Origin of the sequence: Archangium violaceum, assembly GCF_016887565.1 — a bacterium.
Taxonomy (GTDB): Bacteria; Myxococcota; Myxococcia; order Myxococcales; family Myxococcaceae; genus Archangium; species Archangium violaceum_B.
Genome location: NZ_CP069396.1, coordinates 10451851 through 10471024, shown reverse-complemented (window position 1 = coordinate 10471024; position 19174 = coordinate 10451851). Strand labels below are relative to the sequence as shown.

Here is a 19174-nt window from a genome sequence, read left to right as displayed (position 1 = left end):
GGCATCCACGGTGTGGAATCGAGTTAGACCCTCTCCCGGAGGGAGAGGGGATGGTGGGTTGGGTCTGTGTTCGAGCGGGCTACTTCGCGCTGCTCAGACGCTTCGCCGCCGCCGCCGCGTCCGGGTGGTCCTTCTGCAGCTCCGCCGCCTTCTCGTACTCGGCCTTCGCCTCCACCAGCTTCCCCGACGCCTCCAGCAACTGGCCCAGCGCGTAGTGCGGCTCTCCAAACGCTGGATCCATCTTCACCGAGCCCCGGAAGGACTGCTCCGCTTCCTTCGGCTTCCCCAACTGGTACAGCGCGTGCCCCAGGTACAGCAGTCCGTACGCGTGCCCCGGCTCCAACGCCACCACGTCCCCCAACACCTTCACCGCCTTCTCCTTGTCCCCGCCTCGCAGGTACAGGAAGCCCAGCTCCGCCCTCGCGTCCAGCTGCGCCGGATCCTTCTTCGTCACCGCCTCCAGCTCCGGCACCGCCAGGTCCGGCCGCCCCCGCCTCGAGTGCAGGATGCCCAGCCTCGCCAGCGCCGCCGTGTCCGCCTCCTCGCCCTCCCTCGGCTTCAGCTGCTTCTCCGCCCCGTCGTAGTTCCCCATCGCCAGGTACAGGTCCGCCAGCCCCAGCTTCGCCGCCGCGTTCTCCGGCTCCTCCTCCAGCACCGCCTCGTACAGCGGCGCCGCCTTCGCTCCCACCCGCTTGCGCGCGTACGCCTTCGCCAGCGCCAGCCGGGCCTCCGTCGTCGGCTCCAGCTCCAGCCGCTCCTCGTACTGCGCGATGGCTCCGTCCAACTCCCCCTTCGCCAACAGCGCGTCTCCGTACGCCGCCCGCGCGCTCGCGTCCTTCGGGAAGCCCTCCACCGCCTTCGCCAGCGTCGCCACCGCCTCGTCCACCTTGCCCATCCCCAGGTACGCCCTCGCCAGCCCCTGCCACGCCTCCGTGTTCGGCTTGCCGTCCTCCGCGCTCGCCTCCAGTGCCTTCTTGTAGGCCTCCACCGCCCGGTCCCGCTTGCCCTGCGCCAGGTAGCTCGCCCCCAGCTGCGTGTACGGGCCGCTCGCCCTCCGAGGCTCCAGCGCCAGCGCCTTCTCGAAGTGCTTCGTCGACCGGATGTGGTCGTCCTTGCGGAAGTACGCCATCCCCAGGTTGAAGTGCGCCTCCGCGTACTTCGCGTCCGCCGCCACCGCCTTGCGGAAGCTCTCCAGCGCCTTGTCGTGCCTGCCCTGCGCGTCCAGCGCCACTCCCAGGTTGTTGTGCGCCAGCGCGTGCTTCGGCGCCACCGCCAACGCCTTCTCGTACGCGGACACCGCACCGTCCAGCGTGCCCTCGCGCATCAGCAGCACGCCCAGGTTGTAGTGCGCCTCCGCGTCCCTCGGCGCCAGCCGCGTCGCCTCCCGCAGCGTCTCCTGTGCCTCTCCCGCCAGCCCCTTGTCCGCCAGCCCCTTGCCCAGGTTCACCCGCGCCGACGTCAGCGTCTCGTCCAGCTTCAACGCCTCGCGGTACGCCGAAATGGCCTCGTCCGTCTTCCCCGCGCGCTGCAGCGCCTCGCCCAGGTTGAAGCGCAACTCCGCGTCCCTCGGCGACAGCTCCACCGCCTTCGTGAAGCGCGCAATCGCCGTGTCCCGCTCGTCCAGCGCCCTCGCCAGCAGTCCGCGCTCGGCGTGCAGCCCCGCTTCCTGCGGCCACGTGGCCAGCGCCGCGTCCAGCAGCGCCCGCGCCTTGTCCGTCTCCCCCGACAGCCGCAGCGCTCGGGCCAGCGCCACCTTCGGCGGCAGCAGCTCCGGCTCACGCTCCGTCAGCTTCGTCAGCGGCGCCACCGCCTTCCGGGGCTGCCCCTGCGCCAGGAAGGCCGTCCCCAGCCGGTACAGCTTCTCCGCTTCCGCGGACATCTCCGCTCGCGGCGCGGACTCCGCCACCGTCTCCTCCGGCGGCGCCGCCTCCACCGCGGGCGTCTGGGCGGTGAGCAGCTGCAACATCAGCAGGCCAGCTCGCGTCATCACAGGTTCTCCACGTAGGGGCTCGCGCGTGCGTCGAAAGTCTTCTTCGCCAGGGCGGCCTTCTTCACCTCCCAGGCCTCCCGCGCTGTCTTCTCCTGAGCACTGTCTTCCGCCAACTCCGCCCGCTCCTCCTTCACCTTCGCCTCACACTGGGAGACCTGCCCCTCGTACTTCTTCACGTCCAGCTTCTCGCTCCCCTCCACCTTCGCCTTGCGCGTCGACTGCAGCCGCGCCAGCTCGTAGCGCGCGAACGCACAGCGCAGCGCCAGCTGCTCCACGTCCCGCAGCCCCACGTTCAGCCGCTGCTTCGCCCTCAGGTACGTCACCCGCGCCCGCGCCTCCTCGATGGCCAGCTTCGCCACCTCCCGCGACGCCGTGTCCGCCGCGCGGTTCTCCTCTTCCTCGGCCGCCGACTCCCGCGCCTTCGCCCTCCGGATGGCGTCGCGCGCCCGCAGCACCTCGTTGCTGGCCTCGTCCACCGTGTCGATGGCCAACGCCAGGTCGTTCTCCGACTCCAACAGCTCGATTCGGCTCTCGTACGGCAGCTTCTCCACCAGCTTGTCCGGGACCCTCATCCCGTAGCGGGGGCCGCACGCCGCGGCGAGCAGCAGCACGAATGGCAGGACTGTGCGCTTCATGGAACGGTCGCCTCGAAGCGGCCAAAGATGGTACGGCCAGAGTAGACGTCGGTGCCGTTGGTGAAGGTGATGTGCAGCTCCCCCTCCACCTTCTTCCCCGAGTCCAGGTACCCGTCGAACACCAGCTCCCCTCTCTCGATGGCCGGGAACTGGCGCGCCGGTTCGTCCAGCACGCTGCGGCTCACCGTGCCTCGCCGCGGGCCTTCGGTGTCGCTGCCCACCCGCTGCGCCAGATCGATGGCCACCCGCGGCTCCAGGGTGATTCCTTCCAGCTTCGCCGTCACCTTCAGGAGCGTGTCCTCTCCCGCTCCCTGTGGACGCAGGAAGCTCACGGTGACCTCCGTCTGCGAGGCCTGGGCCTCGGCTCGCTCGTAGCTCAGGTCCAGGAGGGGCGTGACGCTGCCCTCCAGCACCTTGGCGGGCGCGCAGGCGACCAGCGGGAGCGCCAGGAGGGCGGGGAAGACCCTCACCCCGGCCCTCTCCCAGAGGGAGAGGGTGCTCGGAACCCGGGGGCTCATTTGCATGCCTTCCACCCGGTGTCCACGTCGGGACCACTCAGGCCTCCCACGTCCTTCAGCACCGACAGCTCCCGCCTCGCCCCCTCGGTGTCACCGAAGCGGCATCGCAGCGCCGCCAGGTTCAGTCTCGCTTTGTCGTACGTCGGGTCCGCTTCCAGTGCCTTCGCGTATGCCTCGCGCGCACCCATCGCGTCCCCCTGGTTCAGCATCGCCCAGCCCAAGGCGCTATGCGCGGAGGCCCTCGTGTCCTGCAGCTCCGTCACCCGCCCCAACGTCAGCTGCGCCAGCCCGAACTGGTTCGCGCTCAGGTAGCCCACCCCCAGCGCCTCCAGCGCCTCCGCCGTCAGCGCCGCCTCCGCCTTCTTGCGCAGCTCCTCCAGCGAGGAGGGTTGCGACGAGGCCCCAGGCGCGGGCACCGGCAGCGCCACCGTCTCCGTCTTCGTCCGGCAGCCCACCACCGCCGCGTTGAATACCTCCAGCGACTCCGCTCGCGACACGCACGCCTCGAAGGCGTCCTGCGCCCGCTGCCTCAGCGGCGCCACCTGCTCCGCCACCGCCTTGCGGAAGGCCTGTGCGTCCGCCGCCGAGGACCCCGCCGGTGTCGGTGTCGCCTCCACCACGTCCGCCAGGTGTCCGTATGCCAGGCCCACCTTCCACAACGACGCCACCGCCCACTCCGGGTACCCCAGTGACGCCGCCTGCGTGTACACGCCCTCCAACCCCTGCAGCGCCGACACCTTCTCCTCCACCTTGTCCGACCCCAGGTCCTTGTACGCGCGGTACAGGATTTCTCCCAGGTACCACAGGCCCTTGGCCGCCTCCTCCGTCTGTCCGTTCGGCCCTTGCACCGCCGCCGTCAGCGTCTTGATGAGCCCGTCCGGCGCGTCCTTCACCGCCGTCGTCGCCTGCACCTCCGCCAGCACCGCCACCGCCGCCGCGCTCGTCTTGTCCAGCTTCAGCGCCACTTCCGCCGCCGCCTTCGCCTTCGCGTAGTCCTTCGACTTCAGGTGCGCCTCCGCCAGCTGCACCATCACCTCCGCCTTGCGCGCCCCCGCCACCTCCGATGCCGCCTCCAGGTCCCTCGCCGCCTCACGGAACTGCCCCAGCGCCTGCCGCAGCCGCGCTCCCGTCAGCCAGCCATCCACCGCCGCCACGTCCGAGCCCAGCTTCGCTCCCACCGTCTCGAAGATGCCCGCCGCCTCGGTGAACGCCGCCGCCTCCGCCGCGTGCCGACCCAGCGTCAGCAACACGTCCGGCACGAACTGGCTCTTCGGGTACTCGTCCACCAGCCGCTTTCCAATCTCCCGCTCGCGCTGCAGCTCCCGCTTGTCTCGCGCCGCCGTGAAGGCCCCGTACAGCGCCTTCTCCCCAATCTCCGCGCCCTTGTTCTCGTTGGCCACCTTCAGCAGGCCCTCGATGACGTCGCCCGTCTCCTGCGAGCTCTTCAGCGCCAGCTCGTCCAGCGCTTCGGCGCGCGTCTGCGTGAGGATGCGCTTCACGTCGTTCTGGAAGGCCACCGGCAACGGCGAGCCGATGAACTTCTGGCCCGTCTCCTCCATCCCCTTGAAGTCATTCACCTGCCGCAGGCTGTCCATCGCCAGGTTGCCCGCCGCCGTCGCGTCCTTGTGCGTGGGGTGCGTGAGCGCGAAGGCCGTGAAGAGCTCGGCCGCCTTGGGGAACTCGCCGTCCTCGTAGTAGGCGCGCGCGATGTTGAACTTCACCTCCAGCGCGTTCGGGCTCTTCGGGTAGCGCGACACGTAGTCCGCTCCCATCAGCTTCAGCGCCTGCCGCGCATCCGCCACCTCGAAGGCGTTGCGGCGCTGCGCCTCCTCCGGCTTCACCGTGGAGAAGTGCGCCAGCAGCGCCCCGTACATCGCCGCCTCCGAGCCCTGCTCGTCCTTGGCCTTCGCCTCGTAGCGCACCAGCTCCTCGAACTGCCGCGCGGCCCCGGGGAACTCCTTCGCGGCGAACAGCGCCTCCGCCCGGTTCTTCATCATCGTCCGCACGTACTGCTCCGGCCGGAAGAGTCCCAGGTACTCGCGGTAGGCCGCCGCCGCCCTCAGGTACAGCCCCTTGTCCTCCTTCTTCTGCGCCGCCACGTGCAGCTGCGTGGCCAGGTCGCGCCCCATCTCCTCCAGCTCCGCCAGGTGCTTCTTCCGCTCGGCCTCGTCCAGCTCCGGGTCCGTCTTGCTCGTCACCGCCGCGCGCACCAGGAAGCGCAGGTCCTCCGGCTCCGGCAGCACCTTGCCCTTGGCCGCCTTGAGCGCGTCGTACAGCTTCTGCGAGCGCTCCAGGTCCATCTCCGGGTCGTGCTGAATCTCCATCAGCTTGCGCAGCGCCGGGATGGCGTACTCGTACTGCGCCTTGATGAAGTAGCGGTTGCCCAGCTTGTCCAGCGCGAGCGCGTACGTGGCCCGGCTGTCGCTCAGCTTCTCGAAGTAGTTGAGCGCGCCCTTGGCCGGCTTCGCCTCCGTGTAGCTGTACACGAGGTCCAACAGCGCCTCGCGCTTCACGTTGAGCGCCTTCTGCACGTCCACCCCGGGCAGCGGGGCGCTCGCCGCGGCGGCCTCGAAGAAGGGCACCGCCTCCGCGTGCTTGGCCTGGTTCACCCGAATCCAGCCCATCTTGTAGCGGGCCAGGTCGTGCACCGGCGAGGGCGGCGCCTCCAGGATGGTCGTGTAGTGCTTCTCCGCCGCCGCCAGGTCCGACTTCTCGAAGTGGTAGTCGCCCAGAATCTGGAGCGCCTCCAGCCGCAGCGGGCTGCTCGGGTACTTGCGCACCAGGTCGTCCAGCGTCTTGAGCATGTCCTCGAAGGAGCCCAGCTCGCGCTGCTCGTGCGCCAGGTAGAAGTGCACCTTGTCGCCGTCGTGGAAGTCCGGCCACTCGCGCTGCAGCCGGTAGTACATCTGCACGGCCTTCTGCTTGAGCAGCCGCGTCTCCGGCGACACCATGGCGCCGCTCGCCCCCGCCGGACGCTGCTCGGCCTGGAGGTAGTACACGTAGCGGCTCTTCTCCACGTACAGCTCCGCCAGCCGGAACTGCAGGTCCGGCAGGTACGGCGCGTTGCGGCTCTTGGCGATGAGCCGCTCCGTCTCGCCAATGGCGCGGTCCACCTTGAAGATGTCGCGCTTGAGCTTCTCGATGAGCTCCTCGCGCTCCTTCGCCTTCGACACCAGCGGGTTGACGCCCGCGGGGCCCGAGGGGCGCGGGGTGGGGCCAGCGGCCAGCATCGCCGCGACGAGCAGGCCGGTCAGGGTGCCGGTCATGGGTTCTCCTCGATGCAGCGGCTGTCGAGGCGGACCCGGTACGAGCGCAGCTCGTCGTTCCAGTACTCGCCGTCGAAGGTGAAGCCCACCTGCGAGGGGGACAGCAGCTCCTCCTCGGGCGGCGCCGCCGCCTTGGCACCCTTCTTCACTCGCTCGTACAGCTTGAGGCCCACTTCGTACTCCATCAGGCGCACCTGCTCGGTCGCCCGCAGCAGCGTGTCCGCCTCCTGCCTCACCGCCTCCTCCAGCCTCGACTGGTAGACGCGCTGGGCCTCGGCATGCGCCAGGTCATAGGTCTTCGTCAGGTGCGTGTAGAGCCGCTCGCCGAAGCTGCCCGCGTAGCGGCCCAGGCGCTCTCCCTCCAGCTCCAGCACCTCCAGGAACCGCGCCGCGCGCTTCGTGTTGCCATGGGCGCTCGCGGCCCGGCGCATGCGCGGATCCTGCGTCAGGTCCTCCCGGTTGCGGATGCTCTCCAGCGAGTCCGCGAAGCGCCGCGTCAGCTCCTTCGCCGCGCGCTTGGCCGGCAGGTAGTGGCACAAGTCTCGATAGATGAGCGCGCGCAGCAGGTACTTGTCCGGCAGGAACTCGTCCCGGAACGAGGGCGCGTCCAGCGTGGTGAGGATGCCCATGGACGCGCGCGGCTCGCCCAGCTTGTAGCGCGTCCACGCCTCCTCCAGGTACAGCGTGGCCCGGCCCGGATCCAACTCCGGCAGCTTCACCAGCTGGTAGGCCTCCAGCGCGCCCTTGTAGTTCTGGCGCTCGTAGCGCAGCCGCGCCACCGCCAGCGCCGCCTCGTTGCGCGACTCGCGCGTGAGCTTCTCGTCCTTGGACAGCCCGAGGAAGTCCTCGATGAGCTCGTCGTTGGGCTCCTTCACCTCGCGCAGCCGCGTGACGAGCAGCGCGAAGCGCGCACGGCTCGCCTCGGCGCTCCCCTCCGGCAGCTTGGAGAAGTGCGTGTTGGCCCAGCGCTCGTTGCCCACCCGCAGGTCCACCAACCCCTGCTGGTAGTGCGCGTAGGCGCCCGCCTCTTCCTGCAGGAAGCCCAGGTCCAGCGCGCCGAACACCTCCTCGTCGATCATCACCTCGTCGTGCGGCCGATCCGTCAGCTCGCGCAGCGTCTCCAGGGCGCGGGGCAGCACGTTGGGGTTGGAGCGCTCGCGCGCGATGCGGGCCAGGTACACGCCACCGGCATGGGTGAAGCCCAGGTCGATGAGGCTCCGGGCCAGGAAGTACTGGCCCCAGGCGTAGTTCTCGTGCGTCCGCGGCGCCGCGGACACCCACGCGTGGAGCGGCCCGGCGGCGGCGCGCGGGTTGCCGGCGAAGTAGTCCGCCAGCGCCTTGTCGAACACCTCGTCCGGCACCTTCTCGGGCGGAGGCGGAGGGGCGTCCTTCGGCGGAGCGTCCTTCGGCGGGGCCGCGGCGGCGGGCGTGGCCGGAGCGGCGGGAGCGGGAGTGGCCGCCGGCGCGCCACCGGCCGGGTCCTTGGCGGACGCGGGCGCGGCGAGCAGCGCGGCGGAGACGAGCGCGGCGAGAAGCGGGCGGGGACTCATTCCGTGGCGCCGAAGTTGAACGCGGTGGACAGCTGGAAGGTGGGGACCTGGATGAGCCGGGTGCCGCCCACGAAGACGGTGTTGTTCGTCACGTCCAACCGGAAGGAGACGTTGCGGCTGGTGAAGACGCGCACGCCCACGCCCAGGTTGACGGCCGGGCGGAAGCCATCGGAGCGCGACAGCTTCATCACCGTGGCGCCGCCCAGCAGGAAGCCGGTGAAGTGCACCACCGAGCGGTTGCTGATGGCCATCTTCCCGTAGATGGGGCTCCACACCAGGTCCGAGCCCACCATCCACTGCACCTGCTCCTCGAAGGCGGCGTTGGTGGGCGCCACGTCGAAGTCGCGCTCGAGCTGCTCGCGCAGGCTCGTCTTCAGGTTGTAGCTGTAGCTGCCCCGGCCCACCTGCCACGCGAAGCTGTCGCTGAAGTGGTAGGTGTAGCCGACGCTGCCCAGCACGCCCTTGTAGAAGGCGTCCGCGGGCAGCACGCCCACGCCGAGCGTCAGCTCGTGGTTCATCCGGTACTGACGCTCCTGGACGGCGGAGACGGTTCCGGGGTTCTCGAGGGCCTCGGCCTGGGCATGGGCCAGCCCGGGCAGCAGGAGGCTCGAGAGGAGGAGCAGGGCGTTTCGCACGGTTCGGTCCTGGCGGAAGCCGGCCCGACGCGCTGGGGAGCGCATCAGTAGCCGACCGAGTTGAAGATGAAGGGATAGGTGATGATGACGGCGCCACCCTTGGCGGGCGGGAACGTCCACGTCTTCAGTCCCCCGAGGATGCAGGCCTCGACCGAGGGGCTGCGCAGGGTGGAGGACTTCGTCTTGGTGGCCACCACGCGGCCGTTGGTGCCGATCGTCCACTCCAGCACCACCTTGCCGGCGAGGCCGGGCTCCTTGAGCAGCGCGCGCTCGTAGCAGGCGTACACCTCCTGCAGGTGGCTGTTGACCACCTTGGCCACGGCCTCGCGATCGATGGAGCCCTGCGCCGCGATGGTGCGCGCGCTGGCCCGGGCCACCGTGCCGCCCACCTTGCCCTTGCCCACGCCGCCCGCGCCCAGCGCGCCGATGCCGCCGCCGCCCTTGCCCCGCAGAATCTCCGCGCCGAGCGTGGCGCCGCCGCCCTTGCCCCCGCCGCCCAGGCCGAAGGTGCCCAGGCCCGCGTTGGCGATGGGCGCCTTGCCGATGAGGCCGGAGAGCTTGAAGTTGGAGTTCTTCGCGTTCTTGCTGCCCGGGCCACTGCCCAGCTTGTCCACCGCGGCCAACAGGTCCTTGGTGGCGGGGCCCGCGGCCGACAGCTTCGCGAGCGCCTTGAGGGCCTTGGCCTCGGGCGCGGCGGCCACCGCCTTGGGAACGGGCGCCGGCTTCTCCTCCTTGGGAGGGGGAGGCTGCGGCGCCACCGGCGTCGGGGTGTCCTTCTTGGCCACCTGCTTCTTGGCCTTCTCCTTGATGGACTCGAGCTTCTTCTTGGCCTCTTCCTTCTTCTTCGGCTCGGGCGCGAGCAGGCGCAGGGCCACGGGCGGCAGGTTCTTCTGGGTGAAGTCCGCGCCCTCCGGCCGCTTGGGCATGAAGGCGATGAAGCCGCCGAAGGCCGAGCTGAAGAAGAGGAAGCTCGCGATGGCCAGCCAGGGCAGGCCCTGGAGCGGGTTGATGCGCACCTTCTCGGGCAGCGGGGCCGCGTAGGCCACCAGCGACATCTTCCCCTCGGTGAGGCGCGCGGCGGTGCCCGAGCGCAGGGTGATGAAGCGGCGCCCTCCCTCCGCCTCCAGGGCGTTGGGCGCTATCCGCTCGTAACGGCCGCCAGGGCCGGTCCGCTCCACCTGCGCCCCCTTGGGCACGTAGAGGCGGAAGGCGTCGCTGGCGGTCTCCGCCAGCGTGAAGGGCTCGTCCGGGAGCTGGAAGCCCCACAGCGGCATGGGGGCTCGCTCGTCCGCGGCCGCCTGGACCTTCTTTCCAGGCGCGAAGCGGCGCGCGTCACGGCGCACGGCGCCCCAGTAGAGCTCCAGGTAGAGCTGCGCGGGGCCCCGGCCCTGCTCCAGGCGCGGCGCGTGCGTGGGACGGTCGAGCGGTGCCGCCTCCTGCTCCCACGGTATCTCCGTGTCGGCTGCCCGCGCGGGTGGCTCCTCCACCGGCAGGTCCGCGAGCATCTCATCCGCGAGCACGAGCGCCGGGCCCGTGGCCTGCACCGGCTGGGGGGCCGCGCGGCGGCGCGTCGAGGGCATGGTGGCCGCTGGCACGGGCTCGGGGACGGCGGGCGGCGGGACGGCACGGGCCGGGACGGCTCCCGAGCCATAGACGGCCGTGGCGGCCAGCGACGCCGGCGACGCGGTGGGACGCGTGACGGCCACGGTGACCGCGGGCGGTGGAGACGGCACGGGCGCCACGGGCCTCACCGCGCCCGACAGCCTCGCGATGGGCTGGGTGGCGGCGAGCTGCTGCGCCGTGGGCGCCGGAGGCACCGGCGCGGCCACGGGCGCCTGGGCCTGCGCGGGCGCCACCGGGGGCGGCGCGGCACCGAGCAGCGCGGCCACCTCGGGAGGCGGCTGCGGCCGCTCGTCCCGTGGCCGCTGCGACAGCACCCGGGTCTTCAGCACGAAGGGGCCGCAGAGCACCTCGTCCGTGGAGCGGATCTCACACGCGGAGACGCGATGGCCGTTGACGTAGATGCCCGAGCTCGAGCCCGCGTCCTGGATGGCCGCGCGCCCGTTCTGGAAATAGAGGACGGCGTGGCGGGCCCCGACGCTCGCGTCGTCCAGACGCAGGTCCGACGCTGGACCCGAGCCGAGCACGTACGAGCCTGGCGTGAACACCTCGGTGCCCACGAGCAACCCATCACGTAGAATGACAACCTGGAGAACCGTCTGCTGACCGCTCACCGCTACTCCTCCTGGCGCAGGCGCCCTCAGTTCCCGGATGCCTACGGCTGGTCGTAGACGGTGGACAGGATTTCCGAGCGGAAGTTCTCCCGCTCGCGAATCATCGACCGCGTCTTCAGCTCCTTGCGGTCGTACAGATAGACGGCTCCGGACTTGTTCGTCTGTCCCTGGATGAGCCGGTCATCGAAGTCGATACGGGCGGGGCCGCGCGTGGGCGGCGCTCCCGAGGCGGCCGCGGCGGGCTCGCCGGGGACGGGGTCGCTCACCCGGGCCGAGGCGGGCTCCGCCTGCTGCTGCTTCGCGCTCTCCGCCTTGGGCGGCGCGGCCTTGCCGCGGTTCTTGCCTCTGGCCGCCGCGGCCTTCGCCGCGCGCGTACGGCCCTGCGCCCAGGCTTCAGAGCCCAACGGGGAGAGAACGAGGCCGACGATCACCAAGGAGGACATGAAGCGCAGCATGAGCCCGGCAGGTTAAGCGATGCGTGTACCAACCTGTCAACGCGGAGCCAGCAACTTGCGGTTAGGCTGGAAAAGGTGGAGTGCTGCTCCCGGTGACGGTGGTGCCTTGAAACGCTCGATTCGCCTCCTCGCGGCGCTCGCCGCGCTTTTGATGCTGGCTGCTACAGGTGTGGTGCTGTGGCGCCATGGCGCACGGCCTGGACGGGTAGCCCACCCGCGGCTGGATGCGGTGGGCCCGCGTCTGACGAGCAACCAGACCTCGCAGCCGCTCGCCGTCCATGGCGAGGGGCTGGTGCCGGGGCTGCGCCTGGTGCTGGGGCCCCCGCTGTCGCGCGAGCTGCCTCTCACGGTGCTGGACTCGAGGCATGCCTATGTGCGCCTGCCCTCGGACCTGGGCATCCCGGCGGAGCAGGTGCAGGCGGTGGTGACGGCGCGGCTGGCCGGGCCCCCGGAGGTGGAGACCGAGGGAGAGGCGAGCCTCACCGTGGTGAATGACGCGGCCTTCCCGGACCTGACGGAGATGGTGCTCTCTCCGGAGGGAGGCACGCTGTTCATCGCCTCGCCGCCGACGGACACGGTGTTCGCGCTGGACGTGGCCAGCGGACGCGTGGAGCGGCTGGCGGCCGGGGATGGGCCGAGCGCGCTCTCGACATATAAGGATACGGGAGGGCGCCCGTGGCTCGCGGTGGCCCACCGTTGGGCGGGGGCGCTGCACCTGTACTCGCTGGGTGTGCCCGGGAGCGCACCGCGCGTGTTGCCCGCGCCAGCCGGGGCGCTGGGGCTCGTGGTGGATGGGGCTCGTGGCGTGGCCTTCGTGGCCGAGCACGTGCGGGACTCGGTGCACGCGCTCTCGTTGGAGGACGGGCACGCGGTGTGGACGGCGCGGGTGGACCCGAATCCCCGGCAGCTGGCGCGCTGGAAGGGGCTGCTCGCGGTGGGGGGGCTGCAGACGGGGCAGGTGGAGCTGCTGCGGCAGGAGGACGGCGCGCCCGTGTCGACGCTGGTGCCCCTGCCGGGTGTGCCCATCCTCGGGGGAGGGACGGAGGGGTTCTCCGCGCAGGTGATGGGAGGCAAGGCCGCGCGGGGACTGGTGGCCTCGGAGAAGCAGGGCCGCCTCTTCCTGGCGAGCCTGGGGCCCAACGTGGGGCCCAACGCGAAGCGCATGGAGGTGAGCCCCAACGGCGGCGTGGCGGAGTTGGACCCGGAGCGCGGCGAGGTGGTGCGGCACCGGGGCTTCGGCGCGGGCATCACCGAGGGCCTGGCGCTCGATGACGAGGCGGGGCTGCTGTACGCGGCGGACGTGGGGCTGGGCGTGGTGCGCGTGCTGGACGCGCGCCGGCTGGAGGTGCTCCAGGAGGTGGCCATGCCACTGCCGGAGGGCACGCCGCTGGTGAGGCCGGCGGCGGACTTCGGGACGGCGAAACGGGCCGGGGTGGAGCTGCACGCGGGGCCGCGGTCGCTCGCGCTGGCGCCGGACGGGCGCTCCCTCTACGTGCTCAACCGGCACACGGGGACGGTGGCGGTGGTGGACGTGTCCGAGGCCCGGGCCGGCCGCGCGCGGGTGGTGCGGCAGTGGCCGGTGACGGAGATGCGCACGCAGGCGAAGCGGCGGTTGGGGCAGGTGCTCTACTACGCGGACCTGGGACGCACGGCGATGAGCTGCGACGCGTGCCACCTCGAGGGCCATACGGGAGGCGTCTTCTTCGAGAAGACGCGGCCGATGCGCATCTACCGCTCGCCCACGGCGCTCGGGAGCCGCGACACGCCGCCGTACTTCACCCCGGCGAGCACGTTCAGTCTGGCGGAGACGATGCGCACGGTGGGCGGGCGCAACCGCTTCCACAACCCGAACCTCACGGACGCGGAGGTGGAGGCGCTCACCCTCTACGTGTCCCTGATGCCCACGCCGCCCAATCCCTTCCGGGACGAGCACGGCGCGCCACGGGAGACAGTGGAGTTGCCGGATGGGCGGCACGGGAGGCCGGCGGCGGGCCGGGAGATCTTCGAGGGGAAGGGCGGTTGCACCGGGTGCCACCCCGCGCCGCTCTTCACCACGGACCAGGACCCGAGGACGCGCGGGCGCTTCCAGGAGGTGGGAACGCCGAACGCGTTGCCATTGAGGTTGGAGCAGCAGGACCTGGTGCCGGGATTCGCGCCGCCGTCACTGGTAGGGGCATGGGACATCTGGCCGATGCTGGGCAGTGGGGCGGCGGGCTTCGAGGTGCGTGACGGCAACCGGTTGGCGGTGGGCACGCGATTCGCGCTGCGCGCGGTGGCGGAGATGTCCGGCCCCGCGCACGGGAACATGAAGGCGCTCACGCCCGAGGAGCAGGACGACCTGCTGGCCTGGCTCCTCACGCTGTAGAGGCAGGGGGGGGGGTCGTCTCAGCGGGAAGGTGGCCGTGGAACCCGTGCCACCTTCTTCGCGTGGTTGATGGACTCCAGATATTCCCGCCGAAGGGGATGCTCCCGGCGCAGGCGGAGCGCTTTCCGCTCCGTGTCGTCCAGCATGTCCCATGCTTCGCGGGCTCGTTCTGGGAACAGATCCAACGATTGGACGTAGAGACAGGTGACGTGAACACGCATTCCGAGATCACGAAAGCCAAGCCGTTGGAGTCGTCGCAACAAAGGGCCGAACTCCTTCCACCCCATGTTGAAGGCGAACGCCTCGGTGAGAATGGTTTTCGTGATATTGCGCTGTATCAGCAGGCGCTGAGCCGGGGTCCTTACCTTCTGAAGCCAACGCTTCTCCAGCTTCAGCAGCTCGCGTTTGTACTCCGCATAGGATGCCTGAGCCTCGATCAGCCTCAGGAAGAGACCATCCACCTCTTGGCCGAATGTCGGGGCGCGCTCTTGTCGTGCGTGCTCCATGCTCACGCTCCCGGACAAGGCTTCTCATTGGCTTTCCAAGGCCAGAACCCGTGCCGTCTGCAGGCGTCGTAGCAGGCTTGACACTGGGTCTCGCCCCTCTTTCGGCCGTAGATGCTGTCACCTCCGGCGCGGATGCACTTCGCGTAATGGGGCCGGCAGATTTCCTTGTCCCATCGCTCTCGTTCCTCTTGGGTCGGAAGCTCGGGAATCGGAGCGGACTCCGATGGGGGCTCTCCCGGAGGGAGGTAGTTGGGCTGCGCGGGCGGAGTGCTCGGAGCAACCGCCCCGCACCTCTCATACTCCCCGGGGTGTTGCTTGAGACAACAGCTCACCGTGGTGTCCGTCTGGTTGCACTCGACCTGTGTGAGCGCGAACCCGCCCGAGTACTGGGATGCACTCGTCGACACGCACCCTGAAGCCAGAAGTGCCAGTCCCACGACCACCAACATCGGACGGCTCGCCCCGTGACGAGCTCCGGGCCCTGTTCGTTGCATGGTTCCCCCCTATGAAGTGAGGAGGTCGCCCTGCCTCACTTCCGCTTCGTCTTGGCCGCCGTCTTCCGGGCCAGCTTCTTCTCCGGCGCGGGCGGCTTGCGGCGGGGCGCGGCGCCCTTGGGCGGTGTGCCCTTCCTGTCGAAGAACGCGTCGAAGATCTCACTGCCCGTCAGCCACGAGGGCGACGTGGGGGCCGGGGCGACGTAGACGTTGCCGTCCTCGTCCTGGCGGAGCACGAGCACCTCGTCCTGCTCCAGCCCGGGCAGCGTCATGGCCGAGTGGGTCGTGGCGACGAACTGGAGCCGGGGGAAGACGGTCTTCAGCGCCGGAATGAGCGCGGCCTGCCAGCGTGGATGCAGGTGCAGATCCAACTCGTCGATGAGGACCAGCCCCTCCATCTTCTCCGGCGCCACCGGCCGGCCCGCCTCGAGGAGGATGTGGCCGATGAGGTCCGCCAGCCACGCGATCGCCCCCTGGTACCCCTGCGACAGCCACGTGGCCGGAATCTTCACCTTGTGGCCACCCAGGTGGAACTCGAAGCAGTGCGCGTCCACCAGGTCCTTCCGGGTGCGGACGATTCCGTGACTCTGGAGCTCCAGGTCGATGACGCCCGGCACCAGCTTGCCCTGGATGAGCACCTGCCTCAGCACCCGGCTGAACGCCTTCGCCTGGGCCGGCTCGAAGACGTCGGCGAAGCCCGTGGCGATCAGGTTTCCCTGGCCGAAGAGGTTCTCCAGGCGCTGCTTGATGGGGTCCGACAGCCCTTCCCCCTGGATGATGGACTTGGGGTGGGGCAGGGCGCGTGCCGTGCCATAACCCGCGACGAACCAGTCCGGCAGCTGCGTGCGGCGCGCCTCGCGGATGGGATCGAAGACGAGCGTGTGCTCGACGCCTACGTACCTCGAGCTGCCCACCAGCTCACGCCAGGTGTTCTTGGCCGCGATGGAGCTCCTCACGAAGGGCGCCAGCGAGTGCTTCGTCTCCAGGCCGGGGTAGCTCCGGGCCTTGTGGCCCTCCTGGCCGAAGGTGAACTCGGCGCCGATGAGCATCAGCTCGGTGGAGGGCAGGCGCCGGTCCGGCAACGAGGTGACATCCGCCAGCTCGCTGCCCAGCGACGAGCCGCTCGCCGCGAGCGCGATGGCCTGGAGGATGGTCGTCTTGCACAGCCCATTCTCCCCCACGAGGACGGTCCAGGGGCGGACCTCCCCATCGTCACGGGTGAAGGAGATGGCGACATCCCGCAGGAGCTTGAGGTTCTGGAGCGTGAGGCTGCGCAGGTACATGCGGAGGGCCGCCGGGAAACGGGTGCTTCCCCCCACCATATCCTCACCCGAGGCTCTTGTGGGCATCCGCGAGACATTGGCCCACCATTCTCCAGGGACTTGCGCTCCCCGCCGGGGCTGGGTTCTACAATCCCTCCGAATGAGCGCCCTCCCGCGGATCGCCTGGCTCCTGGTTCCCGTGCTGTTGCTGTCGTGCTCCGACGCCGGCCTCTATGCGCTCGACGGGCGGGGCCCCAGCGGCAAGGACCGGGCCGACTTCACCGGAAACGTCTGCGTGCCGCTGGCCGGCGGCGAGGCCTTCCCCGTCAAGGTCCTCTTCGCCGTGCAGGGCGGGGCGGGGCTCCCCGAGGACATGAAGGGCTCCGTCTCCGAGGCCCTCGGCACGCTCGCCAGCCGCTTCTCCGTGCCCTACATCAAGTTCAGCCTGGTGGCCTTCCACACCGTGGCCACGGGCCTGCTGGGCCGCTTCGACGACGCCACCGCCCTGCAGGCCTCCGTCCCGCGCTACGCCACCTACCAGGAGTCGGGGCCCACCAGCATGCGCTCGGCGCTGAAGCTGGCCAAGAGCATCCTCTCCGGAGACATGCAGACGAGCTGCCCCGGCGACGTGGCCCGCACCCGCTACCTCGTCGTCCTGGTGGTGACGAGCGAGGACCTCAGCTGTGAGAGCCCCGTCTTCAACGCCGGCATCGACTCGCGCTGCAGCAACCTGCCGGACTCCTCGGCCTGCAGCCAGTGCGAGCTGGCGGCCGTCACCGGGGAGCTCAAGGCGCTCGTCCAGCAGTTCGGCGCCGGCGAGGTGACGGTGCAGCCCGTCTACGTGCGCAACACGGCCGAGGCCCATACCGCCGCCCAGGTGGCCGCCATCGCCAACGCCGGAGGCACCGAGGCGGTGACGACGGACTTCGTCAGCCTGCCCACCGCGCTCGGCGGCCTCGACTACGCGTCGCTGCAGAGCAACCTGAAGATGAAGCGCTTCCTGGCCTTCAACCGCAACGTGGTGGTGCGCGCCGGCCAGTTCCTGCCCGACAGCGATGGCGACGGGGTGGCGGACTCGGACGAGCTGGCGCGCGGCCTGGACCCGACCATCCCCGACAGCGACCAGGACGGGGTCATGGACGGCATCGAGCTGCGCATGGGGTTGGACCCCACGCCGGGCCACGTGGACCCCATCCCCGGCTGCAACGCGGCGCTGGACGAGGACGGCGACCGGCTCAACACCTGCGAGGAGCGCGTGCTGGGCACCGACCCCTGCGTGGGAGACACGGATGGCGACGGCCTGCCGGACCTCGTCGAGGCCCTCGCCAACACCAACCCCCTGCTCGCCGAGGACCTGCTGGACAGCGATCGCGACGGCATCCCCAACATCACCGAGGTGGAGGCCCATGGCGACCCCCTCAGCGCCGACATCGCCTTCCAGACCGAGCGCGGCTACGGCTACTCCCTCGCCGAGGCGGAGCCCACCGCGGACGGCCGCGCCTGCTACGCGGTGCGCGCGGAGAACGTCACCCTCGTTCCCACTCTCGAGCGGCCCAACCCCATCTTCCCCGGCCGCCGCATCCCCTCCGGCACCAACGACATCTACCTCTATATGCAGGTGGGCCGGGACAACGACCCTCGCGGCTCTGGCATCGGCGCGCTCTACATCCGCTCCCTGCGCTACTCCGAGGAAGAGGGCCGCACTCCCTCCGGCACCCTCACCTTCACGCCCGACGATTTCATCCTGGGGACTTGAGCCCCCAGGTGTAGGGTCCTCCCCCCAGGCCCCTTGGGGGGGCCGCCCCCCACCCGTTGTCCTCCATGCTTTTCGCCGCGCGCAACCCCGCGAAATTCCAGCCCTTCCCCAGGCCCGGCGGACGGATCGACTCTTGCTAATGGCTCGGCGCTGAAAGGAGTCACCATGAAACTCGCTCGTATCGTCCCCGTGCTCGCCATGGGAGTGCTCTTCCTGATGCCGACCCCAGCGCCGGCCCAGACCAATGGCGCGGACAACCCGGAGTGCCTGGGCACACAGTGCGGCCGTCCCAAGGAGGAGGGTGGCGGCTGCGGCTGTGGCTGCGGCTGCTCCGTCTGGGTGGCCTACACCGACGACGGCAAGACGCTGTCCTACACGGATGACGGCGACGGCGACGGCAAGTCGGACGGCAACGATAACTGCCCCTTCTCCTCCAACCGCGGCCAGGAGGACGACGACAGCGACGGGGTGGGCAACGTCTGCGACAACTGCTCCGCGCTGGCCAACCTCCAGCAGAAGGACGCGGACGGCGACGGCATCGGCGACGACTGCGATCCGGACCCGGACAACGACGGGGTGGCCGGCGCCAGCGACAACTGCCCGCTCGTGCCCAACCCCAAGCAGGAGAACCTGGACGGGGACGCGCCGGGCGACGTGTGCGACACGGACGACGACGACGACTCCATCCTGGATGGCAACGACAACTGCCCGCGCGTGCAGAACACGGACCAGAAGCTGCCGGACGACCGCAGCCTGTGCAACGTGGACCGCGACGGGGACAACGTCCTGGACAGCTTCGACAACTGCCCCGCCCTGGCCAGCACCAACCAGCACGACACGGACCAGGATGGCGCGGGAGACCCGTGCGATCCCGACAAGGATGAGGACGGCATCCTCAACGACAAGGACAACTGCGCCGACAACGCCAACACCGACCAGGCGGATGACGACGGGGACCACGTGGGAGACGTGTGCGACGCGCGCTACTGCGTCGTCATCGACCCGCAGCACCCCGAGAACTGCCTGGATCCGAAGTCTCCCTTCACCGTGCACGGCGGCGGCACGCTGGCGCTGAAGAAGGGCGAGAAGGTGCGCCTGCCCCTGTTCGCCAACCGCAACGGCGTGGCCATCGAGTACAATTGGACCGTCACGAAGCGTCCCGAGGGCTCCTCGTCCGTGGTGGAGAATCCCCAGGGCGCGGTGACCATGAGCCGCCACTGGGAGTACGCCTATGTCGACGGCAACAAGCCCACCTTCACCGCGGACCAGGATGGCGACTACGTCCTTCAGCTCCGCGCGAAGCTGGCCTTCGACGACCGCGCCTACCCCGGCCGGCGCGAGTCCACCTCCGAGCTGGCCCTCCAGGTGGCCAACGAGAGCCTCAGCGGGTGGAACTGCTCCGCCTTCCCCGCCACCGGTGGAGGGCTCGCCCTGGGCGCTGCCCTGGCCGCCCTGCTGCGCCGCCGTCGGCGCTCCTGAAAACCCGTCGTCCCGAGGAGGTCCGCACC

The 19174-nt window shown here is 70.3% G+C and carries 13 protein-coding genes; 3 read left to right on the top strand and 10 right to left on the bottom strand.

Annotation, left to right across the window (positions count from 1 at the left end):
• Positions 1-79: 79 nt before the first annotated feature.
• Genes JRI60_RS41610 through JRI60_RS41575 form a run of 8 tightly spaced genes read right to left on the bottom strand, consistent with a single transcriptional unit; the run spans position 80 to position 11283 of the window.
• Positions 80-1987: a tetratricopeptide repeat protein gene (locus JRI60_RS41610; RefSeq protein ID WP_204221616.1), complete on the bottom strand. Its 1908-nt coding sequence runs from the start codon at positions 1985-1987 to the stop codon at positions 80-82.
• Positions 1987-2625 (bottom strand): hypothetical protein, encoded by a 639-nt coding sequence (locus JRI60_RS41605; protein WP_204221615.1) that lies wholly within the window; start codon positions 2623-2625, stop codon positions 1987-1989. The genes JRI60_RS41610 and JRI60_RS41605 overlap by 1 nt, the downstream gene beginning before the upstream one ends.
• Positions 2622-3143 carry a hypothetical protein gene (locus tag JRI60_RS41600; RefSeq protein WP_204221614.1) on the bottom strand — a complete coding sequence of 174 codons (522 nt, stop codon included), beginning with the start codon at positions 3141-3143 and terminating at the stop codon, positions 2622-2624. Before JRI60_RS41600 ends, JRI60_RS41605 begins: the two co-directional genes overlap by 4 nt.
• Complete coding sequence (locus JRI60_RS54765) at positions 3140-6409, bottom strand: tetratricopeptide repeat protein (protein WP_204221613.1); 3270 nt, start codon at positions 6407-6409, stop codon at positions 3140-3142. Before JRI60_RS54765 ends, JRI60_RS41600 begins: the two co-directional genes overlap by 4 nt.
• Positions 6406-7959, bottom strand: coding sequence for a hypothetical protein (locus JRI60_RS41590; protein WP_204221611.1), 1554 nt, complete (start codon positions 7957-7959; stop codon positions 6406-6408). Before JRI60_RS41590 ends, JRI60_RS54765 begins: the two co-directional genes overlap by 4 nt.
• Complete coding sequence (locus tag JRI60_RS41585; protein WP_204221610.1) at positions 7956-8594, bottom strand: outer membrane beta-barrel domain-containing protein; 639 nt, start codon at positions 8592-8594, stop codon at positions 7956-7958. The genes JRI60_RS41590 and JRI60_RS41585 overlap by 4 nt, the downstream gene beginning before the upstream one ends.
• 44 nt (positions 8595-8638) lie before the next feature.
• Positions 8639-10828: an AgmX/PglI C-terminal domain-containing protein gene (locus JRI60_RS41580; RefSeq protein ID WP_204221609.1), complete on the bottom strand. Its 2190-nt coding sequence runs from the start codon at positions 10826-10828 to the stop codon at positions 8639-8641.
• A 41-nt stretch (positions 10829-10869) separates the two neighbouring features.
• Positions 10870-11283 carry a hypothetical protein gene (locus JRI60_RS41575; RefSeq protein WP_204221608.1) on the bottom strand — a complete coding sequence of 138 codons (414 nt, stop codon included), beginning with the start codon at positions 11281-11283 and terminating at the stop codon, positions 10870-10872.
• 151 nt (positions 11284-11434) lie between these two features.
• Here JRI60_RS41575 and JRI60_RS41570 point away from each other — a divergent pair, with 151 nt between their 5' ends.
• Positions 11435-13648 (top strand): MtsA protein, encoded by a 2214-nt coding sequence (locus JRI60_RS41570; protein WP_239470897.1) that lies wholly within the window; start codon positions 11435-11437, stop codon positions 13646-13648.
• Between the two features lie 20 nt (positions 13649-13668).
• On the opposite strand, the gene JRI60_RS41565 is transcribed toward JRI60_RS41570, so the two are convergent.
• Both JRI60_RS41565 and JRI60_RS41560 read right to left on the bottom strand, forming a co-directional pair.
• On the bottom strand, positions 13669-14154 hold the full coding sequence (locus JRI60_RS41565; RefSeq protein ID WP_204221607.1) for a hypothetical protein: 486 nt from the start codon (positions 14152-14154) through the stop codon (positions 13669-13671).
• Between the two features lie 529 nt (positions 14155-14683).
• Positions 14684-15931, bottom strand: coding sequence for an AAA family ATPase (locus JRI60_RS41560; protein ID WP_204221606.1), 1248 nt, complete (start codon positions 15929-15931; stop codon positions 14684-14686).
• A 139-nt stretch (positions 15932-16070) separates the two neighbouring features.
• Between JRI60_RS41560 and JRI60_RS41555 the strand changes: the two genes are divergently transcribed.
• The gene (locus JRI60_RS41555) at positions 16071-17666 is read left to right on the top strand and encodes a thrombospondin type 3 repeat-containing protein (RefSeq protein WP_204221604.1); all 1596 of its coding nucleotides are present in this window, start codon (positions 16071-16073) and stop codon (positions 17664-17666) included.
• A 165-nt stretch (positions 17667-17831) separates the two neighbouring features.
• Positions 17832-19145, top strand: coding sequence for a cell-cell cohesion MYXO-CTERM protein MtsC (mtsC, locus tag JRI60_RS41550; RefSeq protein WP_204221603.1), 1314 nt, complete (start codon positions 17832-17834; stop codon positions 19143-19145).
• Positions 19146-19174: the final 29 nt, after the last annotated feature.

Excerpts from the sequence above, each read along its gene's own strand:
- JRI60_RS41610 (WP_204221616.1), bottom strand. The coding sequence starts at position 1,987 with ATGACGCGAGCTGGCCTGCTGATGTTGCAGCTGCTCACCGCCCAGACG.
- JRI60_RS41605 (WP_204221615.1), bottom strand. The coding sequence starts at position 2,625 with ATGAAGCGCACAGTCCTGCCATTCGTGCTGCTGCTCGCCGCGGCGTGC.
- JRI60_RS41600 (WP_204221614.1), bottom strand. The coding sequence starts at position 3,143 with ATGAGCCCCCGGGTTCCGAGCACCCTCTCCCTCTGGGAGAGGGCCGGG.
- JRI60_RS54765 (WP_204221613.1), bottom strand. The coding sequence starts at position 6,409 with ATGACCGGCACCCTGACCGGCCTGCTCGTCGCGGCGATGCTGGCCGCT.
- JRI60_RS41590 (WP_204221611.1), bottom strand. The coding sequence starts at position 7,959 with ATGAGTCCCCGCCCGCTTCTCGCCGCGCTCGTCTCCGCCGCGCTGCTC.
- JRI60_RS41575 (WP_204221608.1), bottom strand. The coding sequence starts at position 11,283 with ATGCTGCGCTTCATGTCCTCCTTGGTGATCGTCGGCCTCGTTCTCTCC.
- JRI60_RS41570 (WP_239470897.1), top strand. The coding sequence starts at position 11,435 with ATGCTGGCTGCTACAGGTGTGGTGCTGTGGCGCCATGGCGCACGGCCT.
- JRI60_RS41565 (WP_204221607.1), bottom strand. The coding sequence starts at position 14,154 with ATGGAGCACGCACGACAAGAGCGCGCCCCGACATTCGGCCAAGAGGTG.
- JRI60_RS41560 (WP_204221606.1), bottom strand. The coding sequence starts at position 15,931 with ATGTACCTGCGCAGCCTCACGCTCCAGAACCTCAAGCTCCTGCGGGAT.
- JRI60_RS41555 (WP_204221604.1), top strand. The coding sequence starts at position 16,071 with ATGAGCGCCCTCCCGCGGATCGCCTGGCTCCTGGTTCCCGTGCTGTTG.
- mtsC (WP_204221603.1), top strand. The coding sequence starts at position 17,832 with ATGAAACTCGCTCGTATCGTCCCCGTGCTCGCCATGGGAGTGCTCTTC.